Source organism: Methylocaldum gracile (genome assembly GCF_053646815.1).
Genome location: NZ_CM132196.1, coordinates 894623 through 913600 on the forward strand (window position 1 = coordinate 894623; position 18978 = coordinate 913600).

Consider the following 18978-nt stretch of genomic DNA (forward strand, 5'->3'; position numbering starts at 1 on the left):
AGACAGTCATGCTGAAAAATCGAGTCATTACCGCTTTGGTGCTGGCGCCGCTCATTATCGCCGCGATTTTATTCTTGCCCGCTGACGGTTTTGCGGTGTTTTGGGGCGCGATTATTTTAGCTGGCGCTTGGGAGTGGGCGAATCTTTCCGGTCTCGGTAGCTTATCGTCGCGTCTCAGTTTCGTCGGTGTGGTGTTCGCTTTTCTGCTTGCTGCGCGGTATTTCGCCATCGACTGGGCACCGGGTGAACTGCCTGAGTGGTTTTACTGGCCCGTAGTGGCCTGGTGGTTCGTGTGGGGAATCGCGTTCCGTCGGATACCTGAGCGTTTGGTCAAGATCCAGTATCCGCTTGCTGCGAAACTGGCCGCCGGTGCATTCGTGCTGATCACCGGTTGGATCTTGATGGTCTGGCTGCGCTTGAATTTTCGTCAGGAACAGGTTTTTTATCTGGTATTTCTCGTTTGGGCGGCCGATGTGGCGGCTTATTTTGTGGGTAAGCGCTGGGGCCATACCAAGTTGCTGGAACCGATCAGTCCCGGCAAGACCGTTGAAGGGGTTTATGGGGCCTTGTTCGCTGCGGCGGTCCTGGCAATTGCGGTAGGGCTATTCGCAAAGCTCGAAGCTATCGCCCTTGCCGATTTCGTGTTCCTGTCTTTGTTTACAGTGGCAGCGTCAGTATGCGGCGACCTTTTCGAAAGCCTAGCAAAGCGCGTTCGCGGGGTGAAGGACAGTGGCGCCGTATTACCGGGGCACGGTGGAATTCTCGATCGCATCGATAGCTTGCTGGCGGCAGTTTCGATCTTTTATGCCGGTTCGTTGCTGCTCGGAGTATTTTTGACGGCGGAGTTGGAAACAAATATCGTCATTCCCGAGGAGCTGCCTGCTGAAAGTTCCGGAGACATAACGCCTCATGACGAGGAGGGGACAAACGATGAAGGTTTTGTGGAAGAAGGCGTCGTAAACGAAGAAAAATCTCCCTCGAACAAGGGAGCCCATTAAGATGAAAGGCATTTGCATTCTTGGCTCGACAGGATCCATTGGCGTCAGCACGCTCGATGTGGTTGCACGGCATCCGGATCGTTACCGGGTCGTGGCGCTTACCGCGAATAACAATCTGGACCGGCTTTATGAGCAATGTCAGCAGTTCCGGCCTTCATATGTGGTTCTCCGTAGCGAAGGGCAGGCTGAAGAATTGAGACGGCGGCTCTGTGCTGCTGGGCTGCCGGATACCGAAGTGCTAAGCGGCACGAAATCTCTGGAAGAGGTGGCCATGTTGCCTGAAGTGGATGGCGTCATGGCCGCTATTGTCGGGGCGGCGGGGCTTTTGCCGACTTTGGCGGCGGCAAGAGCCGGCAAGACCGTATTCTTGGCGAACAAAGAGGCGCTGGTGATGTCGGGGCAGCTTTTCATGGCCGAGGTTGCCAAGTCGGGCGCCAAGCTGCTGCCGATCGACAGTGAGCACAATGCCATTTTTCAGTGCATGCCGGCAGATTACTGCGCCGGTCAGACGGCTTCCGGCGTCCGGCGGATTTTGCTTACCGCTTCCGGCGGTCCTTTTTTGCGTAAGCCATTAGATGAGTTGGACGACGTAACGCCGGATCAAGCCGTGGCTCATCCCAACTGGGTTATGGGGCGGAAAATTTCGGTCGATTCGGCTACTATGATGAACAAAGGGCTAGAAGTGATCGAAGCATGCCTGTTGTTCAACATGCTGCCTGAGCGCATTCAAGTCGTTATTCATCGGCAAAGCGTCATTCATTCGTTGGTCGATTATGTCGACGGGACGGTGCTGGCGCAAATGGGTAGCCCGGATATGCGTATTCCCATCGCCCATGCCTTAGCTTGGCCGGAGCGATTCGAGTCTGGGGCGGAACCTCTGGACCTATTCAGTGTCAGACAATTGGACTTCGAGGCACCGGATGAAGCTCGTTTTCCATGTTTGAGTTTGGCTTATCAAGCTGTTCGTGCAGCCGGAACGATGCCGGCTATTCTAAATGCCGCGAACGAAGTGGCCGTTTCGTCGTTCTTGGATCGTAAGATACGGTTCACGGATATTCCAGAGACAATCAAGCATTGCATGGCGACTATTGTGCCGGGCCCCGCCAATACAATCGATGCCGTTCTCGATGCGGACCGAATCGCTCGCTCGACGGCCGAGTCATATATCAATCGGCTAGCGGTGTATTAACGCTCCCATGTTTTCGCTCCTTCATACGCTTTTTTACTTCATCGTAGCGTTAACAATCCTGATCGCCTTTCATGAGTTGGGCCATTTTTGGGCTGCGCGGAAATTAGGAGTTAAGGTTATCCGGTTTTCGTTGGGGTTCGGGAAGATTCTCTGGCGTCATCAAAGAACGCCTGATAGCACCGAATTCACCGTGGCGGCGCTTCCCTTGGGCGGCTATGTGAAAATGGTGGATGAACGGGAGGGAACAGTAGCACCGGCTGATCTGCCTTATGCTTTCAACCGTCAATCTCTAATTCGTCGCGTAGCGATTGTATTTGCAGGACCGTTCTTCAATTTCATTTTAGCGATTCTGGTCTACTGGGCGGTTTTCATGATCGGCGAAACCGGCATGCGCCCCGTGTTGGGACCCGTGGCCAGCGGCTCGTTGGCGGCTCAGGTCGGGTTTGCGGAAGGCGACGAGATTGTGGCTGTGGCAGGTGAAGCGACGCCTACCTGGAACCAAGCCATGGGCGAATTGCTGGAGCGAATCATGGAGGGTGAAGCGATTCCCGTCGACGTCAAGACGAAGGGCGGTGAACAACTGCAGCGAACCCTGACGGTACCGGAGGAACTCGCACAGCAGCCTAATTTATTGTATCAGCGCCTGGGCATTCGTCCTTGGGAGCCGGATATTCCGCCGATTATCGATAGGGTCGAGCCGGGCGGTGCGGCGGAGAGAGCCGGGTTGCAGGCTGGCGATAGGCTGGTAAGTGTGGACGGCAGACCGATTAGGACATGGCGGGAGTGGGTGGATCATGTGCGCGCCCATCCCAACGCTTCGCTCGAAGTCGTCGTGGAGCGCGGTGGCGAGCGCTTGTCTCGCTCGGTAACGCCGACGCCGGTTGAATCGGAAGAAGGTCGTATCGGGAGAATAGGCGCTGCAGTTCAGATACCCGAGCACCTTATTGATGCAATGCAGGTAGAGTATCGTCTCGGCGTGCTTCCTGCGTTTGTGGCCGCAGTAGAAAAAACCGGCGATTACTCCGTTTTGACTTTGAAAATGATCGGGCGGATGCTGGTCGGTAAAGCAGGCATCGAAAACCTGAGTGGTCCGATCAGCATCGCTCAGTATGCCGGAAAATCGGCGAGCATAGGCTTTAGTCAATTTCTTAAGTTTCTCGCCATTGTCAGCGTCAGCTTGGCCGTGTTGAATTTATTGCCGATTCCTGTGCTCGACGGCGGACATCTCATGTTTTATCTGGTCGAGGCTGTCAAAGGCAGTCCCGTGTCGGAGCAGACGCAAGCGTTCTTTCAGCAAATCGGCTTATTCATTCTGTTATCCTTGATGAGTCTGGCATTCATTCTCGACATCGAGCGTTTGCTGACATAAATCGAAACCGAAGCAACCCACGGATACATTCATGAAAACACATTGGGGCGTCGCATTCTTGGGCATGGCGGCTCTTTTTTTCGGGCCGGCCTATGCCGACAATAAAGCCATTGAACAAGCGTTAAAGGACGCTTTGCCCGGAGTCAAGCCGGATTCGATCACACCGTCCGCCATGTCGGGGCTTTACGAAGTCGTTGTTGGGCCGAAGCTGTTCTATGTTTCGGAGGACGGTCGGTATTTGTTTCAGGGCTCGATGATCGATATTAAGGCGCGCGAAGATTTAACGGAAGGCAAGCTGGCCGACGCTCGAGTCAGTTCTCTGAAAAAAGTCGGCTCAGACAACATGATAGTCTTCAAGCCTAAGAGTTCGAAGCACTTGCTATACGTGTTCACCGATATCGATTGCGGCTACTGTCGAAAACTGCATTCGGAGATCGATCAGTATCTAACGGAAGGTATCGAGATTCGTTACCTGTTTTTCCCGCGCGCTGGCGAAGGCTCTGATTCCTACAAGAAAGCGGTGTCGGTGTGGTGTGCGGACGATCGCAACGCGGCTTTGACCAAGGCGAAGCGTGGCGAGACCATCGAAAACCGGCAATGCGACAACCCGGTAGATCGGCATCTGACACTGGGAACGCAAATGGGCGCCGCCGGAACGCCCATGCTTGTCACCGAGAAAGGGAACATACTGCCGGGATACGTGCCGGCTAGTCAATTGGCCAAGATTTTGGCTCAAGAGAGCGAAAAATAAGCGCCCATTTAGGCGTGGTCGACTCCAGCGTCTTGCTCTCAGTTCGTCAAGTCCTTTAGGGTGAACAGCAAGTCCAAGGCCTGTTTGGGTGTGATTTCTTCGGGTCTGATCGTTCTGAGCAGATCCAACGCAGGGTGAGGCTCGGCATTCGCGAAAAGGTCGAATTGCCGTGCTTCGCTTTGATGTTCGGCATAGGTCTGGTTCTCCAGAACCGTCAACTTCTTGCGCGCGTTGTCAATCACCGTTCTCGGCACGCCAGCCAGAGCAGCCACCTGGAGTCCGTAGCTCTGGTTGGCCGGGCCGTCCTTGACGGCATGAAGGAACACGACCCCATCGCCGTGCTCTACTGCGTCCAGATGGACGTTCTGTACCCCGGGGCACTCGTCAGGCAGCGTAATCAATTCGAAGTAGTGGGTCGCAAAAAGCGTGAACGCCTGGATCTTGCGTGCCAAGTAGTCGGCCGTTGCCCAGGCCAGCGCCAAGCCATCAAAGGTGCTGGTGCCGCGACCGATCTCATCCATTAGCACGAGACTTGATGATGTCGCGTTATGAAGGATGTTCGCGGTCTCGGTCATCTCGACCATAAATGTCGATCGGCCGCTGGCCAAGTCGTCGGAGGCACCGATCCGGGTGAAAATCCGGTCGATCGGGCCTATCATCGCCGCTTCCGCAGGCACGTAGCTGCCGATATGAGCCATTAAGACGATAAGTGCGGTTTGGCGCATATAAGTGGATTTCCCGCCCATATTGGGGCCGGTGATAATGAGCATGCGGCGGTCGGAGTTGAGTTCCAAATCGTTGGGGACAAACGGCGTATCGGCAACCGTTTCGACGACGGGATGGCGGCCGCCTGTGATGCGAATGCCTGGTTCCTTGATTAGTAGGGGCATGGTGAGGTTCAGGCTTTCGGCGCGCTCGGCCAGGTTGGCCAAGACGTCCAGCTCCGAGAGCCCTGAAGCGCAGTCCTGCAGCGCTTTTATCGACGTGCCAAGAATATCCAATAGCTCGTCATAAAGGGCTTTCTCAAACGCTAGGGAGCGTTCCCGTGCGCTCAGCACCTTATCTTCAAAGGCTTTTAGTTCTGGCGTGATATAGCGCTCGGCACCCTTCAAGGTTTGGCGCCGGATGTAGTCTGCCGGGACCCTGTCGGCCTGCGTGCGGGAAAGCTCGAGATAGAAGCCTTGCACACGATTGTATCCGACCTTTAGGTTTGATAGCCCAGTTCGCTGGCGTTCCCGCTGCTCGAGGTCAACCAGGAAGCGTTCCGTGTTTTGGCTGAGGTTGCGTAGTTCGTCCAGTTCCGGATGGTAACCTTCGGCAATGACGCCGCCATCGCGGATCAGCATAGGCGGGTTTTCTATGATCGCGCGATCGAGCAGTTGGTAAATTTCAGGCTGCTCTCGAATCCGCTGCCGTATGTCCGTAAGGAGCGTGCTCTCCAGGGTTTCGAGCTGATTTAAGAGCTCGGGTAGCGTACCTAACGATGCTCGCAATACCACGAGATCCCGCGGCCGCGCCGATTTGAGCGCGATGCGGGCGACGATGCGTTCAATGTCCCCGACTGATGCAAGCACATCGCGAATGGAAGCGTAATTCCTATCTTTGCGTAGTGCCTCTATGGCCTCGTAACGCTGATAAAGAATGCGTTGATCTCGTAGAGGATGATGGAGCCAGCGTCGCAGCAGGCGTCCGCCCATGGCGGTTGAGGTGCGGTCGAGTACGCCGAACAGGGTAAGATTGACCCGACCCGACGGATGAAAATCCAATTCCAAGTTGCGCCGGCTTGCCGCGTCCAGGATGATGCTTTCCTCGCCAGTTTCTGTCCGTAACCCTTGGATGTGGGGCAGCGCGCTTTTTTGGGTGTCCTGAACATATTGAAGCAAACAACCTGCGGCGGCGATCGCCGCGGGCGAACCTTCGCAGCCGAAGCCGGAGAGATCTTGAGTTTTGAATTGAAGAAGCAATCGATGGCGTGCGCTCTCGGGGTCGAAGTGCCAAGACGGTCGCCGGGTGATCCCACGCCTTGCGGCTATGGTTGGTGGTGGCGACCATTCTTCGCTGATGAGTAGCTCAGAAGGATTTAAACGCTCCAGTTCGCCGGCTAATCTCTCCAGGCTGGTGGCCTGCTGAACTGTGAATCGTCCGCCGGCCAGGTCTAATCCGGCGAGACCATAAATTTCGCCGAGCTGGACTATGGCGACCAATAGATTCTCTTTGCGATCCTCCAGCAAGGCCTCTTCGGTCACTGTGCCGGGGCTGACGATGCGTACGACCTTGCGTTCGACGGGACCTTTGGAAGCGGCTGGATCTCCAATTTGTTCACAGATCGCAACCGATTCACCGAGTTTGATCAGTCGAGCGAGATAACCATCGACGGCATGATAGGGGACACCCGCCATAGGTATGCGTTCGCCGGCCGATTCGCCCCTAGCGGTCAAGGTGATGTCCAGGAGTTGTGCGGCTTTACGCGCATCCTCGTAGAAGAGTTCGTAAAAATCCCCCATTCGGAAAAAGAGAAGCTGCTCGGGGTGTTCGGCCTTGATGCGCAGGTACTGCTGCATCAGTGGGGTATGTCTGGAGAGTGTGGTTGCTTGATCGGTCATCAGAGTAGTTTATCGGATAGAATAAAGGTCTGCGATTGAGCGAATGGCTGACATATGGCGGAGGACGAAGCGTTATACGCGTTGGCGCGCGAGGTTGGGCAGATCCTGAGGCTTCAGGAGCGAGTGCTAGTCTTGGCCGAGTCTTGCACCGGTGGGTGGGTGGCCCAATGTATCACCGATGTGCCCGGAAGCTCCGCTTGGTTCGATAGAGGGTTCGTCACCTACAGCAATCAGGCGAAGTACGAGTTGCTGGGCGTGCCGAGCGAAATCATCGAAGTTTATGGCGCTGTCAGCGTCGAAACGGTGCGAGCCATGGCTGCGGGTGCCTTGAGTCATAGTGCGGCGGGCGTGGCGGCGGCCGTTAGCGGAATCGCCGGGCCGACCGGCGGTACGCCGGATAAGCCTGTGGGCACCGTATGGTTCGCTTGGCAGCGGGGCGATGGCATCTGCCGCGTAAAACACATGCAGTTCGGCGGTGATCGGCGTCAGGTCAGGCGGCAAGCGGTTAGAGTCGCGCTTCAAGGTATTCTTGATGTCTGCCGAGATTAAAACGCTTCGTTTGTTTTTCGCTCTTTGGCCAGACGGGGCGGTACGCGCTTCACTGGCGCAGCTTGTCGATACGCTCAAGCAAACGGCTACGGCTAAGTGGGTAAAGGGGGAAAATCTTCATATTACACTGGCTTTTTTGGGAGAAGTGAATGAAGATCGGTTGCCGGTGGTCAGTCAGGTTGGCGACAGCATTGTCGGACAGTCATTTGAGCTGAGTCTCGATCGAATCGAGTTTTGGCCGAAAAAGGGAATTATCTGCCTGTCGCCCCTGAGTGCGCCGGAAGCGCTGAACCATTTGGCAAACAGTTTGACTGCCGGCCTCGGTCGAATTGGGTTTGTCATGGAAAACAGGCCATTCCGGGCGCATCTGACGCTGGCCAGGAAAGCTTGCCGCGACAGTGTGTCGTCACAGACTATCGACGATCCGATCCGTTGGCGCGTGAGTTCGTTCAGTCTGATCGAGTCCCAAATTAGCCGCGCCGGCTCACTGTATCTGGTGCGGAAGAGCTGGAACCTGCCGAGTTTTCAGGCTATTCCCGACGATTCGTCTGTGAGATAATTAGTAATTATTTACAACGGTTTAGTCAGTATTAATCTAATGGACGAAAACAAAAAGAAAGCGTTGAGTGCAGCGCTTTCGCAAATCGAAAAGCAGTTTGGCAAAGGGTCCGTGATGCGGATGGGGGATGTCCCCGCAATGCGTGACCTCGAAGTCATTCCCACGGGCTCGCTGTCTCTCGATATCGCATTGGGCTGCGGCGGTTTGCCTCGCGGACGTATCGTAGAAATATACGGTCCCGAATCATCCGGCAAGACGACTCTGACGCTCGAAGTCATTGCTCAGGCTCAAAAGCGGGGCGGGGTTGCGGCTTTCGTCGATGCCGAGCACGCCCTAGACCCCGTTTACGCGGAAAAAATTGGTGTCAATCTGGACGATTTGCTGGTATCCCAGCCCGATACCGGCGAGCAGGCACTGGAAATCGCCGACATGTTGGTTCGGTCGGGCGGCGTCGACATCGTCGTGATCGACTCAGTGGCGGCTTTAACGCCTAAAGCGGAAATCGAAGGCGAAATGGGCGACTCCCATGTCGGTCTTCAGGCTCGTTTGATGTCTCAGGCGCTGCGAAAACTTACGGCCAATATCAAGCGCTCGAATACTTTGGTCATTTTCATCAATCAGATCCGCATGAAGATCGGCGTTATGTTCGGCAATCCGGAGACGACAACCGGCGGAAATGCACTCAAATTTTACGCTTCGGTTCGTCTCGATATTCGCCGTTTGGGGGCGATCAAGAATGGTGACGAAGTGGTCGGCAACGAGACTCGTGTCAAGGTGGTGAAGAACAAAGTGGCGCCTCCGTTCAGGAATGCGGATTTCGAAATTCTTTACGGCGAAGGCGTTTCCCACGAAGGCGAATTGGTCGATTTGGGCGTGAATTACGGCATTCTGCAGAAGTCGGGCTCCTGGTACAGTCTCGGAGCGGAGCGTATCGGCCAAGGTAAGGATAACACTCGCAATTTCCTGAAAGAGCGTCCGGAGTTGGCTGAAAGCATCGAGTCTAAGATTCGTGAAAAAGCCTTCGGCAGCAGCGCCCCTGCAGTGGGGCAGGTCGCTGCGTCCGATCCGCTTGAGGAGGCCGGATCCTGAGCGACGTTCCCGACTCGTTGCAGGCGGTAAAGGCTGCGGCCCTGCGTTATCTTTCACATCGCGAATGCAGCAGTGCGGAGCTGCGGCAGAAGCTTTGCCGCAAGGGGTATTCGGAAGCCGTGGTTGAGCAAGTCGTTGCAGATCTGGCATCTCAAGGCTTGCAGAGCGATGGGCGTTTCGCTGAAGTGTTCGCGCGCAGTCGCGCCGAAAAGGGATACGGAGCGTACCGGATTAGACAGGAGTTGCGACAGCACGGCGTCGACGTGGATAAATCGCTGGAAAATGATCGGGATTGGGACGCGTTGATCCATAAAACTTATGTCAAAAGGTATGGCGAGACCATTCCGGATTCGCTCCTAGAGCGTGCGGCGCGGGAGCGCTTTCTTAGGCGACGTGGCTTCGAATCGGATCAGATCCGCCGCTTGTTCAAACGCTTGAGATATCCTGACAGCGAATAATCCTCACAAGAATAAGAATGAAACCATCGGTAGCAGCGAAATGACCAGCGCAGAACTGCGTTCACTTTTTTTGAAGTATTTCGAGGAGCGGCAACATGCGGTCGTTCCATCCAGCTCGTTGATTCCGGCCGATGATCCTACTCTGCTGTTCACGAACGCGGGTATGGTTCAATTCAAAGACGTGTTTTTGGGGCGAGAAGAGCGTCCGTACGTTCGCGCGGCCTCGGCGCAACGCTGCGTAAGAGCGGGTGGTAAGCACAACGACTTGGAAAACGTTGGATATACGGCGCGCCACCATACGTTCTTCGAGATGCTGGGGAATTTCAGCTTCGGCGATTATTTCAAGCGTGATGCGATTCATTACGCGTGGGAATTTTTGACCGGGGTTTTGAAGCTGCCGGCCGAGCGGCTCTGGGTTACGGTTTACGACCAGGATAAGGAAGCCGAGGCGATCTGGCTTAACGATGTAGGCGTTGATCCAACACGGTTTGCACGCATAGGCTCTAAGGATAACTTCTGGAGCATGGGCGACACGGGGCCCTGTGGCCCTTGTACCGAAATTTTCTATGACCATGGCGAAGGGATTCCGGGAGGTCCGCCCGGTTCGCTCAACGAGGATGGCGATAGGTACATCGAAATCTGGAATCTCGTATTCATGCAGTACGATCGTGCTCCGGATGGAACGCTTACGCCATTGCCTAGGCCATCGGTCGATACAGGTATGGGCTTGGAGCGGATTGCTGCCGTCGTTCAAGGCGTACACAGCAATTACGAAATCGACATCTTTAAGGCTTTGATAAGGGCCGCAGCGGATCTTGCGCGAGTCGGAAGCACCGACAACAGCTCGTTGAGAGTACTGGCCGATCATATTCGCTCGTGTGCTTTCCTGATTGCCGACGGCGTTTTGCCGTCCAACGAGGGGCGCGGCTATGTGCTCCGTCGTATCATTCGAAGAGCGATTCGCCACGGTTACAAGCTGGGGATTCGCGAGACCTTCTTTTACCGGTTGGTTGGTCCGCTTTGCGCTCAGATGGGTGATGCGTATCCGGATTTGGCTGCGGCGCGGTCCATGGTGGAGCAAGTCCTAAAGAAGGAAGAAGAGCGTTTTGCCGAAACCTTGGAGCAAGGGATGAGGGTTCTGGAAGCCCATCTCAAGGGGATGAGCGGCAAGACGATTTCCGGCGATGCTGTGTTTCAGCTTTATGACACCTACGGCTTTCCGGTTGATTTAACAGCCGATTTTGCCCGTGAGCATGGTCTGATTTTGGACCTGGAAGGTTTCGAGAAAGCAATGGAGGAGCAGCGGGAGCGTGCGCGCGCGGCCAGTCATTTCGGCGTCGATTACTCCCACGATGTACATCTCGACGTACGCTGTGAATTCACCGGTTATAAGAGTTCGCATGAGGAGACAGCCGTTGAGGCGGCGCTACGGGATGGCAAGCCCGTTGAGACTCTATCGGCCGGCGAGGAAGGCATTCTGATTTTGGCCAAAACTCCGTTCTATGCCGAGTCTGGTGGGCAGGTCGGCGATCGAGGCATCATTCGCGCGGGCGACAATCTGTTCGAAGTATCGGATACCCAGAAGAAGACCGGCGATTTGATTCTTCATATCGGGCGAGTATTGAAAGGCGAGTTCAAAGCCGGTTCGATTTGCGAGGCGGAAGTCGATGTCGAGTCTCGCAATGCTACGGCGCTCAATCATTCCGCGACTCATTTGCTGCATGCGGCATTGAGGAAAGTTCTAGGGGACCACGTGACTCAGAAGGGCTCCCTGGTTGATCCCGACCGGTTACGTTTCGATTTTTCCCACTTTGCGCCGGTAACGGCGGAGCAAATCGAGACGATCGAACGGTTGGTGAATGAACAGATTCGTGCCAACGATGCCGTAACGGCGGAAATGATGCCGAGGGAGACTGCCATCAAGGCGGGAGCGATGGCCTTGTTTGGTGAGAAGTATGGCGATAACGTGCGTGTCCTTCGGATCGGCGATTTTTCGACCGAATTGTGCGGCGGAATTCATGTCAAACGCGCTGGTGACATTGGCTTGTTTAAGATCGTGAGCGAAACCGGAGTGGCAGCCGGAGTTCGTAGAATCGAAGCGGTTACAGGTGAGGCCGCTGTCGATTGGATAGAGAAAAACGATCGCATCTTGCTGTCTCTCGAAGAGAGAGTGAAAGCCGGGCGGGACACTTTGGATGAAAAAGTGAACCAGCTTCTCGAAAGAAATCGTTCTTTGGAGAAGGAATTGGACCGACTCAAAGCAAAGCTGGCGAGTGCCGCAGGTGACGATCTGGTCTCTCGGGCGATATCGGTCGACGGAGTGAAAGTTTTGGCGGCAAAAGTGGAAGAAAGCGATCCGAAAGGGCTTCGGGATATGGTCGATCAACTCAGGAATAAGCTGGGGAGCGCAGCGATCGTGCTGGGGTCGGTCAAAGAAGATAAGGTGACGCTGATCGCCGGAGTAACCAAAGATCAGATAAACCGGATCAAGGCCGGGGATTTGGTTAACGCAGTGGCCGTGCAGGTCGGCGGAAAAGGTGGCGGCCGAGCCGATATGGCTCAAGCTGGGGGGACCAATCCGGCAATGCTGGACGCAGCGTTGAAGAGCGTACCGGATTGGGTGCGGCGCCATACGGCATAATCACAGACAGACTTCTCAGAAGAACATGGCCTTATACGTACATAAATACGGCGGTACGTCGGTGGGTAGTACCGAGCGAATACGACATGTCGCCGACAACATTGTCAAAGCGCGAGGGAGAGGCGAGGACATCGTTGTTGTCGTATCTGCAATGAGTGGAGAAACCAATCGTCTGGTGACCTTGGCTCAGGATATTCAGGCGCGTCCCGAGCCGCGGGAAATGGATGTACTGCTCGCTACGGGTGAGCAGATCACCATAGCTCTTCTGTGCATGGCTCTGCACGAAAAGGGCATCCCGGCATGCTCATACACTGGCGGGCAAGTCAGAATCGTCACCGACCGCGCCCATACGAAGGCGCGTATTTTGAATATCGACACCGATCGCATCTTGAGTGATCTCGGTCGGGGCAGGGTGGTGGTGGTAGCCGGTTTTCAAGGCATCACCGAGGATGGTGATATCACCACATTGGGGCGCGGCGGGTCGGATACCACGGCGGTAGCCCTGGCTGCGGCGCTCAAAGCGAGTGAGTGCTTGATCTATACCGACGTGGATGGTGTTTACACCACCGATCCGCGCGTTGAGCCGCGCGCCAGGCGGCTGGACCGAATTACATTCGAAGAAATGTTAGAAATGGCGAGTTTGGGATCGAAAGTATTGCAGATTCGATCAGTCGAGTTCGCCGGTAAATACAATGTCCCTCTACGGGTGCTTTCGAGTTTTAAGGAAGGCCCTGGCACGTTGATCAGTTACGAGGAAGAAAACGTGGAAAAGCCGCTAATTTCCGGCATAGCGTTCAATCGAGACGAAGCTAAGCTGACCATTATGGGTGTGCCCGATCGTCCAGGCATCGCCTATAAAATCCTTGGTCCCATCGCAAATGCGAATATTGAAGTCGATATGATTGTCCAAAATATCGGAGAGGACGGCACAACCGATTTCACGTTTACAGTGCATCGCAATGACTATGGAAAAGCTTTGGACATTCTGCATAGCACTTGCGCCGAACTCGGCGCGCGCGAAGTTGCTGGTGATGACAAGATTGTCAAAGTATCCTTGGTTGGTGTCGGGATGCGCTCGCACGCCGGGATTGCCAGCAAGATGTTCGAGGCCCTTGCAAAAGAGGGGATCAATATCCAGATGATATCGACCTCCGAAATCAAGATTTCTGTAGTTTTGAATGAAAAATATCTGGAACTCGCAGTTCGGAGTTTGCACGAAGCCTTTAATCTCGATCAGTCGGTGGAAGCGGCGTGAGGTCAAATTTTCATTATAAACATAAGAAAAACTGATATAATATAGCGCTTAACCGTTTGTGTTGGTTGGCTTGGTGTTGCGGCAAGCGGCACCATTTTAAGGTAGGTCACGAGCGACCGGAAAGGAAGGATTTATGTTGATATTGACTCGTAGAGTCGGTGAGACTCTGATGATCGGGGATGATGTAACGGTTACCGTATTAGGGGTAAAAGGTAATCAGGTTCGCATTGGTGTGAACGCGCCCAAGGAAGTTTCTGTGCATCGGGAAGAGATCTATGAGCGCATAAAAAGAGAGCAGCAGGCTCAAACACCAGAAAAAACAGCTGAGCATACGGAATAAGTCGATTATAATCTCGTCAGTTTCGGAGAGATGGCCGAGAGGCTGAAGGCGCTCCCCTGCTAAGGGAGTATAGGGTCAAAAGCTCTATCGAGGGTTCGAATCCCTCTCTCTCCGCCATTCCATTAAAGCGCAGAAGATCTCGAGTGGCGATTACCCGGTTCGGGTGGGTTCGGGAGCTGCGAGTCTGTTTTCAATCTAGCCCGTATGACGCAAATCTGTTTCAATTTTGGCGCTGAGTCTTGGTTTGGCATGATTTTGGCGGCCAAGTCTTCACATAAACAGGTTTTTCGGTAAAATATCTGGTTTTTTCGGGTTGTTCTTGCATCCTTAAGAGGAAATTTAATGGTCACGATTCGTCTTGCCCGTGGTGGCGCAAAAAAGCGCCCTTTCTATCATGTCGTTGTTGCCGACAGCAGATGTAAACGAGATGGTCGTTACATTGAGCGAGTTGGGTTTTTTAACCCGATCGCTTCCGGGAAAGACGAAAGACTGCGTTTAAATGATGCGCGTGTTCAGTACTGGCTGAGTCAAGGCGCCAAGACGACCGAACGGGTTCACTCCTTGATTAAGGAATTTCGGAAAGGCGCAGACTCGGCTGCGGCTTAAATTTATTCCCGCGACACAAGTTTACAGTGGCGCGGCAGATTGTCGCCGGTGAAGTGTTGGGTGCGTTTGGCGTCCGAGGGTGGGTAAGAGTTCGCTCACATACCGATCCGCCAGACAATATCTTGAGTTATTCGCCGTGGCTGATCGGCGATGAGAAAGCTCAAAAGGAATTTAAGGTCGTCGGCGGGCGCCGGCATGGGAACACGGTCGTAGCGCATCTGGAGGGTGTGGATAACCGTGACCAAGCGTTGCAGTTATCTACGCTGAATATCTTCGTTAACAGAGAACAGTTTCAGCCAACGAAGCCAGGCGAATATTATTGGGCGGATTTGATCGGGCTTGAGGTCCGTACGACATCCGGCATTAGTCTGGGTGCCGTGACCGGCATGATGGAAACCGGTGCGAACGATGTTATGACGGTTCACGGCGAGCGAGAGCGCTTGATCCCTTTTGTGGTCGGCGAATTCGTTAAGAGTGTCGACTTGAATGAGGGTGTTCTAATCGTAGATTGGGATCCGGATTTTTAGAGCCGTAGCTCAATGCGTTTCGATGTCGTTACCCTGTTCCCCGAAATGGTCGAAAGTGCCGCCAGGTGCGGTGTAACCGGGCGGGCAGTCGAAAGAGGGATTGTCGATCTCAAGCTCTGGAATCCGCGGGACTGGACCTCGGATCGGCATAGAACGGTAGATGATCGTCCCTATGGCGGTGGGCCGGGCATGGTTATGAAAGTCGAGCCCTTGCACAGTGCAATTCGTGCGGCACGAGCTGACTCGAATCTAGCCGCAAAGACGATTTATTTGAGCCCGCAAGGCGGTTTGTTGACTCAAGATGTTGTCGTTCGTCTTTCTCGGCAGCCGAGACTTGTTCTGGTTGCCGGACGCTACGAGGGAGTCGACGAGCGCCTGATCGAAGCCGAAATCGACGAAGAGTGGTCGATAGGTGACTATGTCTTGAGCGGTGGCGAGTTGGCGGTGCTGGTGATGTTCGATGCGGTGGTTAGATTGCTGCCTGGTGTTTTAGGGCATGCAGATTCGGCTGTTCAGGACTCGCACATGGCGGGGTTGTTGGATTGCCCCCATTACACTCGGCCTGAAATGCTCGATGGCCGGCGAGTTCCTGAGATTTTGCAGAGTGGAGACCATGCTGCGATCAGACGCTGGCGCTTGAAACAGTCCCTGGGCCGAACTTGGTTAAGAAGACCAGATTTATTAGCTAAGCTTGAGCTCGATGCGGAGCAGCGGAATTTGCTGGAAGAGTTTAAACACGAATTGAAAGCCGGAACGAATTAAGGGGAATCGCAATGTCCAGTCACATTATTCAGCAACTTGAGCGCGAATGGATGAGCCAGAAAACGGTCCCGGACTTTGGTCCAGGCGACACCGTGGTCGTACAGGTGAAGGTGAAAGAGGGAAATCGCGAGCGCCTGCAGGCCTATGAAGGCGTGGTCATCGCCAAGCGGAACAGGGGATACAATTCCGCTTTCACGGTGCGCAAAATTTCTCATGGCGAGGGCGTGGAAAGGGTTTTCCAAACCTATAGTCCTCAGGTCCAGGATATTCAGGTTAAGCGCCGCGGCGACGTTCGTCGCGCGAAACTTTATTATCTCCGCAGCCGCACTGGCAAGGCCGCCCGTATCAAAGAAAAAATTTGATCGGAACGAGAAATCGCCGCGGCGATTGATGCGGGAATCGAAGACGGGCAGCGAGCGCTGCCCGTTTGTCGTATGGGGACCGAGATAAATCAGGCGCGTTTTGTGAAAACGCCATCGTTCATAAGGCATGAAGGCTGTTGGCTCGATTGAACCTCGCATTGCCGATTCGGATGGTGATCTGATCCGGCGTTTCATGAACGCCCTCTGGGTCGAAGAAGGATTAAGCGAGAACACTCAAAAAGCGTACGGAAGTGACGTCAGCCTGTTTGCCGTTTGGTTGAGCAATACGCACAAAAAATCGCTTTGCCAGGTAGAGGCGGGCGAGATAGAAGGCTACTTGGCGCTGAAATATCGTCAGAAGGCGAGTGAGCGGACCAGCGCCCGACTCCTTTCGAGCCTGCGGAAGTTTTACTTATTCGCCACTCGCGAAGGCTGCGTAGATAGAGATCCGACCGTGTCCATAGAGGCGCCTCGCATCGGGCGCCCGCTACCGAAAACGCTCACGGAGAAGGATGTGGAAGCCTTGCTGGAGGCTCCGAACACCGATGAGCCTTTAGGCTGCCGGGATCGGGTTATGCTGGAAGTCCTTTATGCCACCGGACTTCGTGTAAGCGAATTGGTCGGGCTTACGCTCGGGCAATTGAATCTCCGCCAAGGTGTCGTTCGCGTAGTGGGTAAGGGACGCAAGGATCGCTTGGTACCCATCGGCGAAGAGGCGGAAGATTGGGTGAACCGTTACCTGAAGTCGGCACGGCCGATGATCCTGAGGGGGAGACGCAGCGACGATGTGTTCGTCACGGATCGCGGAGCCGCAATGACGCGCCAGGCCTTTTGGCACCTCATTAAGCGCTATGCTTTGCTGGCCGGCATTCATAAGCCGCTTTCGCCCCATACTTTGAGACACGCTTTCGCTACACATTTGCTGAATCATGGCGCTGATCTTCGGGTGGTTCAACTCTTATTAGGGCACAGTGATTTGTCGAGCACACAAATTTATACCCACGTCGCCCAGGAGCGCTTAAAAGACCTTCACGCCCGCTGTCACCCGCGCGGTTGAAACCGTTCTGAGCTTAGCCGAGGATTTATGATTGCGAATATACATCCTACCGCCTGCATCGCTCCGGATGCCAAACTAGGGATAGGCGTTTCGGTGGGTCCTTACGCCGTGATTGAGAGCCGCACCGAAATCGGGGAAGGTTGTCGCATCGAGGCCCATGCCGTCATTCATTCGTACGTTCGCATGGGAAGGAACAACCACGTCTGTCCACAGGCGGTCATCGGCGGATTGCCCCAGGATCTGGGGTTCGATCCTCTAACGGAAACCTATGTGGAGATTGGCGACGCCAATGTTTTTCGCGAAGGCGTGACCGTGAGTAGAGCCACCCGAAAGGGCGACGCTACGCGGATCGGCGCGAATAACTATCTGATGAACAATAGTCACGTGGCACACGACTGCCGGTTGGGCGACAACAATATTTTCGCCAGCGGTGCCACACTCGGCGGCCATGTTCAGGTAGGGGATCGGGTTTTTTTCGGGGGCGGGGTCATGGTTCACCAGTTCTGCCGCATCGGTAGCTTCGCGATCTTGCAGGGACTTGCGGGTATCAATAAAGACGTTATTCCCTTTACGATGGTAGGTGGAAGACCGGGTAAGCATTATCGGCTGAACCTGGTAGGTATGCGGCGCGCGGGGATCGACGGAGAACGTCTGAAAGCCGTATCGACCGCCTACCGGCGTTTGCGGAACAAAAAGAGCCTGGACGACTTGCCGGATACGCCGGAACTGGCCTATCTTCGACGTTGGCTGGCGGAAGAATCGAAGCGCCACGGGACTTTGGGGTTTATCGATATACATGCCCGTGGTGAAGATTGAATCGGTCGATACATCGACGCATCCACTTTCTTTCTCAGTTTAAAAAGCGCCATGAGTTCACTGAAATGTGCCGTGATCGGAGTCGGTTACTTGGGGAAGTTCCACGCGGAAAAATATGCTGCACTTCCTGATTGCGAATTGGTCGCCGTAGTCGATACGGATCTGCGGACAGCCCAAGCCGTAGCGGATAAGACCGGTAGCCAGGCGCTGACTGACTATCGGGAACTGCTCGGCCGAGTCGATGCCGTGAGCATCGTGGTACCGACCAGCTTGCATCACCAAGTGGCCAAGGATTTCTTGGCGGTGGGAGCGCATGTGCTGGTGGAAAAGCCGATCACGGTGACGGTAGAGGAGGCCGATGAGCTTATCCGCATCGCCGAAGAAAAGTGCCGCGTGCTCATGGTGGGGCATCTGGAACGCTTCAACGCCGCTCTATTGGCTCTCGATCTGACCGAGGACAAGCCGATTTTTATCGAATCGCACCGTTTGGCGCCGTTCAAACCACGCGCCAACGACGTCAGCGTAGTGCTTGATCTTATGATCCACGATATCGATATCATCCTGGATTTGGTCGATTGTGAAGTCGACCGCATCGACGCCAAAGGCGTGCCGGTATTGACCGGTGACGTCGATATCGCCAACGCGCGCATTGCGTTCAAGAATGGCAGCGTGGCCAACGTTACGGCCAGCCGCGTCAGCCAGAAAGTCGAACGCAAGATGCGTATGTTCATGCCCAATGCTTATATTTCCGTTGATTTCCAAAATCGCGCTTTGACGCGCCATCGTAAAGGTGAGGGCGAGATGTTTCCCGGCATACCGGAAATCGTCAGTGAAGAGTCCGTGTTCGACAACGGAGATGCTCTGATGGAGGAGATCAAGCATTTCGTCGCTTGCATCCGGAACGGACGCGAGCCTTTAGTGTCCGGGCATGCCGGACGGCGCGCTCTGGCAACGGCTACCGAAATCACCCGGCTACTCAACGCCTGACCATTCACGCCTGAATGGTTTTCCTGCCCCTGGCGCTGCGGTCGCGGGGGCTTAATGTCG

At 54.6% G+C, this 18978-nt stretch carries 19 protein-coding genes and 1 tRNA gene; 19 read left to right on the plus strand and 1 reads right to left on the minus strand.

The window, feature by feature from the left end; all coding sequences use genetic code 11:
* The first annotated feature begins 8 nt into the window (after positions 1-8).
* From ACWJJK_RS03980 to ACWJJK_RS03995, 4 genes are read left to right on the plus strand one after another with little or no spacing between them, the layout of a single operon-like run.
* A complete protein-coding gene (locus ACWJJK_RS03980) occupies positions 9-998 on the plus strand; it encodes a phosphatidate cytidylyltransferase (protein ID WP_077731261.1) in 990 nt (329 codons plus the stop codon).
* A 1-nt stretch (position 999) separates the two neighbouring features.
* Entirely contained in the window at positions 1000-2187 is a 1188-nt protein-coding gene (gene ispC, locus ACWJJK_RS03985) for a 1-deoxy-D-xylulose-5-phosphate reductoisomerase (RefSeq protein ID WP_077731260.1), read from the plus strand.
* A gap of 7 nt (positions 2188-2194) precedes the next feature.
* Entirely contained in the window at positions 2195-3556 is a 1362-nt protein-coding gene (rseP, locus tag ACWJJK_RS03990; protein WP_077731259.1) for an RIP metalloprotease RseP, read from the plus strand.
* A gap of 31 nt (positions 3557-3587) precedes the next feature.
* Positions 3588-4307 carry a DsbC family protein gene (locus ACWJJK_RS03995; protein WP_077731258.1) on the plus strand — a complete coding sequence of 240 codons (720 nt, stop codon included), beginning with the start codon at positions 3588-3590 and terminating at the stop codon, positions 4305-4307.
* Between the two features lie 38 nt (positions 4308-4345).
* On the opposite strand, the gene mutS is transcribed toward ACWJJK_RS03995, so the two are convergent.
* Positions 4346-6910, minus strand: coding sequence for a DNA mismatch repair protein MutS (gene mutS, locus ACWJJK_RS04000; RefSeq protein WP_156880767.1), 2565 nt, complete (start codon positions 6908-6910; stop codon positions 4346-4348).
* Positions 6911-6964: 54 nt separating this feature from the next.
* Between mutS and ACWJJK_RS04005 the strand changes: the two genes are divergently transcribed.
* From ACWJJK_RS04005 to ACWJJK_RS04075, 15 genes are all read left to right on the plus strand, one after another.
* Positions 6965-7459, plus strand: coding sequence for a CinA family protein (locus ACWJJK_RS04005; protein WP_077731256.1), 495 nt, complete (start codon positions 6965-6967; stop codon positions 7457-7459).
* Positions 7443-8018, plus strand: coding sequence for an RNA 2',3'-cyclic phosphodiesterase (gene thpR / locus ACWJJK_RS04010; protein WP_077731255.1), 576 nt, complete (start codon positions 7443-7445; stop codon positions 8016-8018). The genes ACWJJK_RS04005 and thpR overlap by 17 nt, the downstream gene beginning before the upstream one ends.
* 39 nt (positions 8019-8057) lie before the next feature.
* Entirely contained in the window at positions 8058-9107 is a 1050-nt protein-coding gene (recA, locus tag ACWJJK_RS04015) for a recombinase RecA (protein ID WP_454128664.1), read from the plus strand.
* A 17-nt stretch (positions 9108-9124) separates the two neighbouring features.
* On the plus strand, positions 9125-9565 hold the full coding sequence (locus ACWJJK_RS04020; protein WP_168175468.1) for a regulatory protein RecX: 441 nt from the start codon (positions 9125-9127) through the stop codon (positions 9563-9565).
* Between the two features lie 40 nt (positions 9566-9605).
* The gene (gene alaS / locus ACWJJK_RS04025) at positions 9606-12206 is read left to right on the plus strand and encodes an alanine--tRNA ligase (RefSeq protein WP_156880765.1); all 2601 of its coding nucleotides are present in this window, start codon (positions 9606-9608) and stop codon (positions 12204-12206) included.
* A gap of 25 nt (positions 12207-12231) precedes the next feature.
* On the plus strand, positions 12232-13461 hold the full coding sequence (locus ACWJJK_RS04030; RefSeq protein WP_077731251.1) for an aspartate kinase: 1230 nt from the start codon (positions 12232-12234) through the stop codon (positions 13459-13461).
* 133 nt (positions 13462-13594) lie between these two features.
* Positions 13595-13801, plus strand: coding sequence for a carbon storage regulator CsrA (gene csrA, locus ACWJJK_RS04035; protein ID WP_077731250.1), 207 nt, complete (start codon positions 13595-13597; stop codon positions 13799-13801).
* Between the two features lie 24 nt (positions 13802-13825).
* Positions 13826-13918: transfer RNA gene (locus tag ACWJJK_RS04040), tRNA-Ser, on the plus strand.
* 225 nt (positions 13919-14143) lie between these two features.
* Entirely contained in the window at positions 14144-14407 is a 264-nt protein-coding gene (gene rpsP / locus ACWJJK_RS04045) for a 30S ribosomal protein S16 (RefSeq protein WP_077731249.1), read from the plus strand.
* 26 nt (positions 14408-14433) lie between these two features.
* The gene (gene rimM / locus ACWJJK_RS04050) at positions 14434-14934 is read left to right on the plus strand and encodes a ribosome maturation factor RimM (protein WP_077731248.1); all 501 of its coding nucleotides are present in this window, start codon (positions 14434-14436) and stop codon (positions 14932-14934) included.
* A 12-nt stretch (positions 14935-14946) separates the two neighbouring features.
* On the plus strand, positions 14947-15696 hold the full coding sequence (trmD, locus tag ACWJJK_RS04055) for a tRNA (guanosine(37)-N1)-methyltransferase TrmD (protein ID WP_077731247.1): 750 nt from the start codon (positions 14947-14949) through the stop codon (positions 15694-15696).
* Between the two features lie 11 nt (positions 15697-15707).
* The gene (gene rplS, locus ACWJJK_RS04060; protein ID WP_077731246.1) at positions 15708-16058 is read left to right on the plus strand and encodes a 50S ribosomal protein L19; all 351 of its coding nucleotides are present in this window, start codon (positions 15708-15710) and stop codon (positions 16056-16058) included.
* A 193-nt stretch (positions 16059-16251) separates the two neighbouring features.
* Complete coding sequence (xerD, locus tag ACWJJK_RS04065; RefSeq protein ID WP_240502572.1) at positions 16252-17115, plus strand: site-specific tyrosine recombinase XerD; 864 nt, start codon at positions 16252-16254, stop codon at positions 17113-17115.
* 27 nt (positions 17116-17142) lie between these two features.
* Positions 17143-17931, plus strand: a complete 789-nt coding sequence (lpxA, locus tag ACWJJK_RS04070; protein WP_205780816.1) for an acyl-ACP--UDP-N-acetylglucosamine O-acyltransferase — start codon at positions 17143-17145, stop codon at positions 17929-17931.
* A 51-nt stretch (positions 17932-17982) separates the two neighbouring features.
* Positions 17983-18918, plus strand: a complete 936-nt coding sequence (locus ACWJJK_RS04075; RefSeq protein ID WP_077731244.1) for a Gfo/Idh/MocA family protein — start codon at positions 17983-17985, stop codon at positions 18916-18918.
* The last annotated feature ends 60 nt before the right edge of the window (positions 18919-18978 follow it).

What these genes read in the sequence shown, in the direction of transcription:
- ACWJJK_RS03980 (WP_077731261.1), top strand. Translation starts at nt 9, where the DNA reads ATGCTGAAAAATCGAGTCATTACCGCTTTGGTGCTGGCGCCGCTCATT.
- ispC (WP_077731260.1), top strand. Translation starts at nt 1,000, where the DNA reads ATGAAAGGCATTTGCATTCTTGGCTCGACAGGATCCATTGGCGTCAGC.
- rseP (WP_077731259.1), top strand. Translation starts at nt 2,195, where the DNA reads ATGTTTTCGCTCCTTCATACGCTTTTTTACTTCATCGTAGCGTTAACA.
- ACWJJK_RS03995 (WP_077731258.1), top strand. Translation starts at nt 3,588, where the DNA reads ATGAAAACACATTGGGGCGTCGCATTCTTGGGCATGGCGGCTCTTTTT.
- mutS (WP_156880767.1), bottom strand. Translation starts at nt 6,910, where the DNA reads ATGACCGATCAAGCAACCACACTCTCCAGACATACCCCACTGATGCAG.
- ACWJJK_RS04005 (WP_077731256.1), top strand. Translation starts at nt 6,965, where the DNA reads ATGGCGGAGGACGAAGCGTTATACGCGTTGGCGCGCGAGGTTGGGCAG.
- thpR (WP_077731255.1), top strand. Translation starts at nt 7,443, where the DNA reads ATGTCTGCCGAGATTAAAACGCTTCGTTTGTTTTTCGCTCTTTGGCCA.
- recA (WP_454128664.1), top strand. Translation starts at nt 8,058, where the DNA reads ATGGACGAAAACAAAAAGAAAGCGTTGAGTGCAGCGCTTTCGCAAATC.
- alaS (WP_156880765.1), top strand. Translation starts at nt 9,606, where the DNA reads ATGACCAGCGCAGAACTGCGTTCACTTTTTTTGAAGTATTTCGAGGAG.
- ACWJJK_RS04030 (WP_077731251.1), top strand. Translation starts at nt 12,232, where the DNA reads ATGGCCTTATACGTACATAAATACGGCGGTACGTCGGTGGGTAGTACC.
- csrA (WP_077731250.1), top strand. Translation starts at nt 13,595, where the DNA reads ATGTTGATATTGACTCGTAGAGTCGGTGAGACTCTGATGATCGGGGAT.
- rpsP (WP_077731249.1), top strand. Translation starts at nt 14,144, where the DNA reads ATGGTCACGATTCGTCTTGCCCGTGGTGGCGCAAAAAAGCGCCCTTTC.
- trmD (WP_077731247.1), top strand. Translation starts at nt 14,947, where the DNA reads ATGCGTTTCGATGTCGTTACCCTGTTCCCCGAAATGGTCGAAAGTGCC.
- rplS (WP_077731246.1), top strand. Translation starts at nt 15,708, where the DNA reads ATGTCCAGTCACATTATTCAGCAACTTGAGCGCGAATGGATGAGCCAG.
- xerD (WP_240502572.1), top strand. Translation starts at nt 16,252, where the DNA reads ATGAACGCCCTCTGGGTCGAAGAAGGATTAAGCGAGAACACTCAAAAA.
- lpxA (WP_205780816.1), top strand. Translation starts at nt 17,143, where the DNA reads ATGATTGCGAATATACATCCTACCGCCTGCATCGCTCCGGATGCCAAA.
- ACWJJK_RS04075 (WP_077731244.1), top strand. Translation starts at nt 17,983, where the DNA reads ATGAGTTCACTGAAATGTGCCGTGATCGGAGTCGGTTACTTGGGGAAG.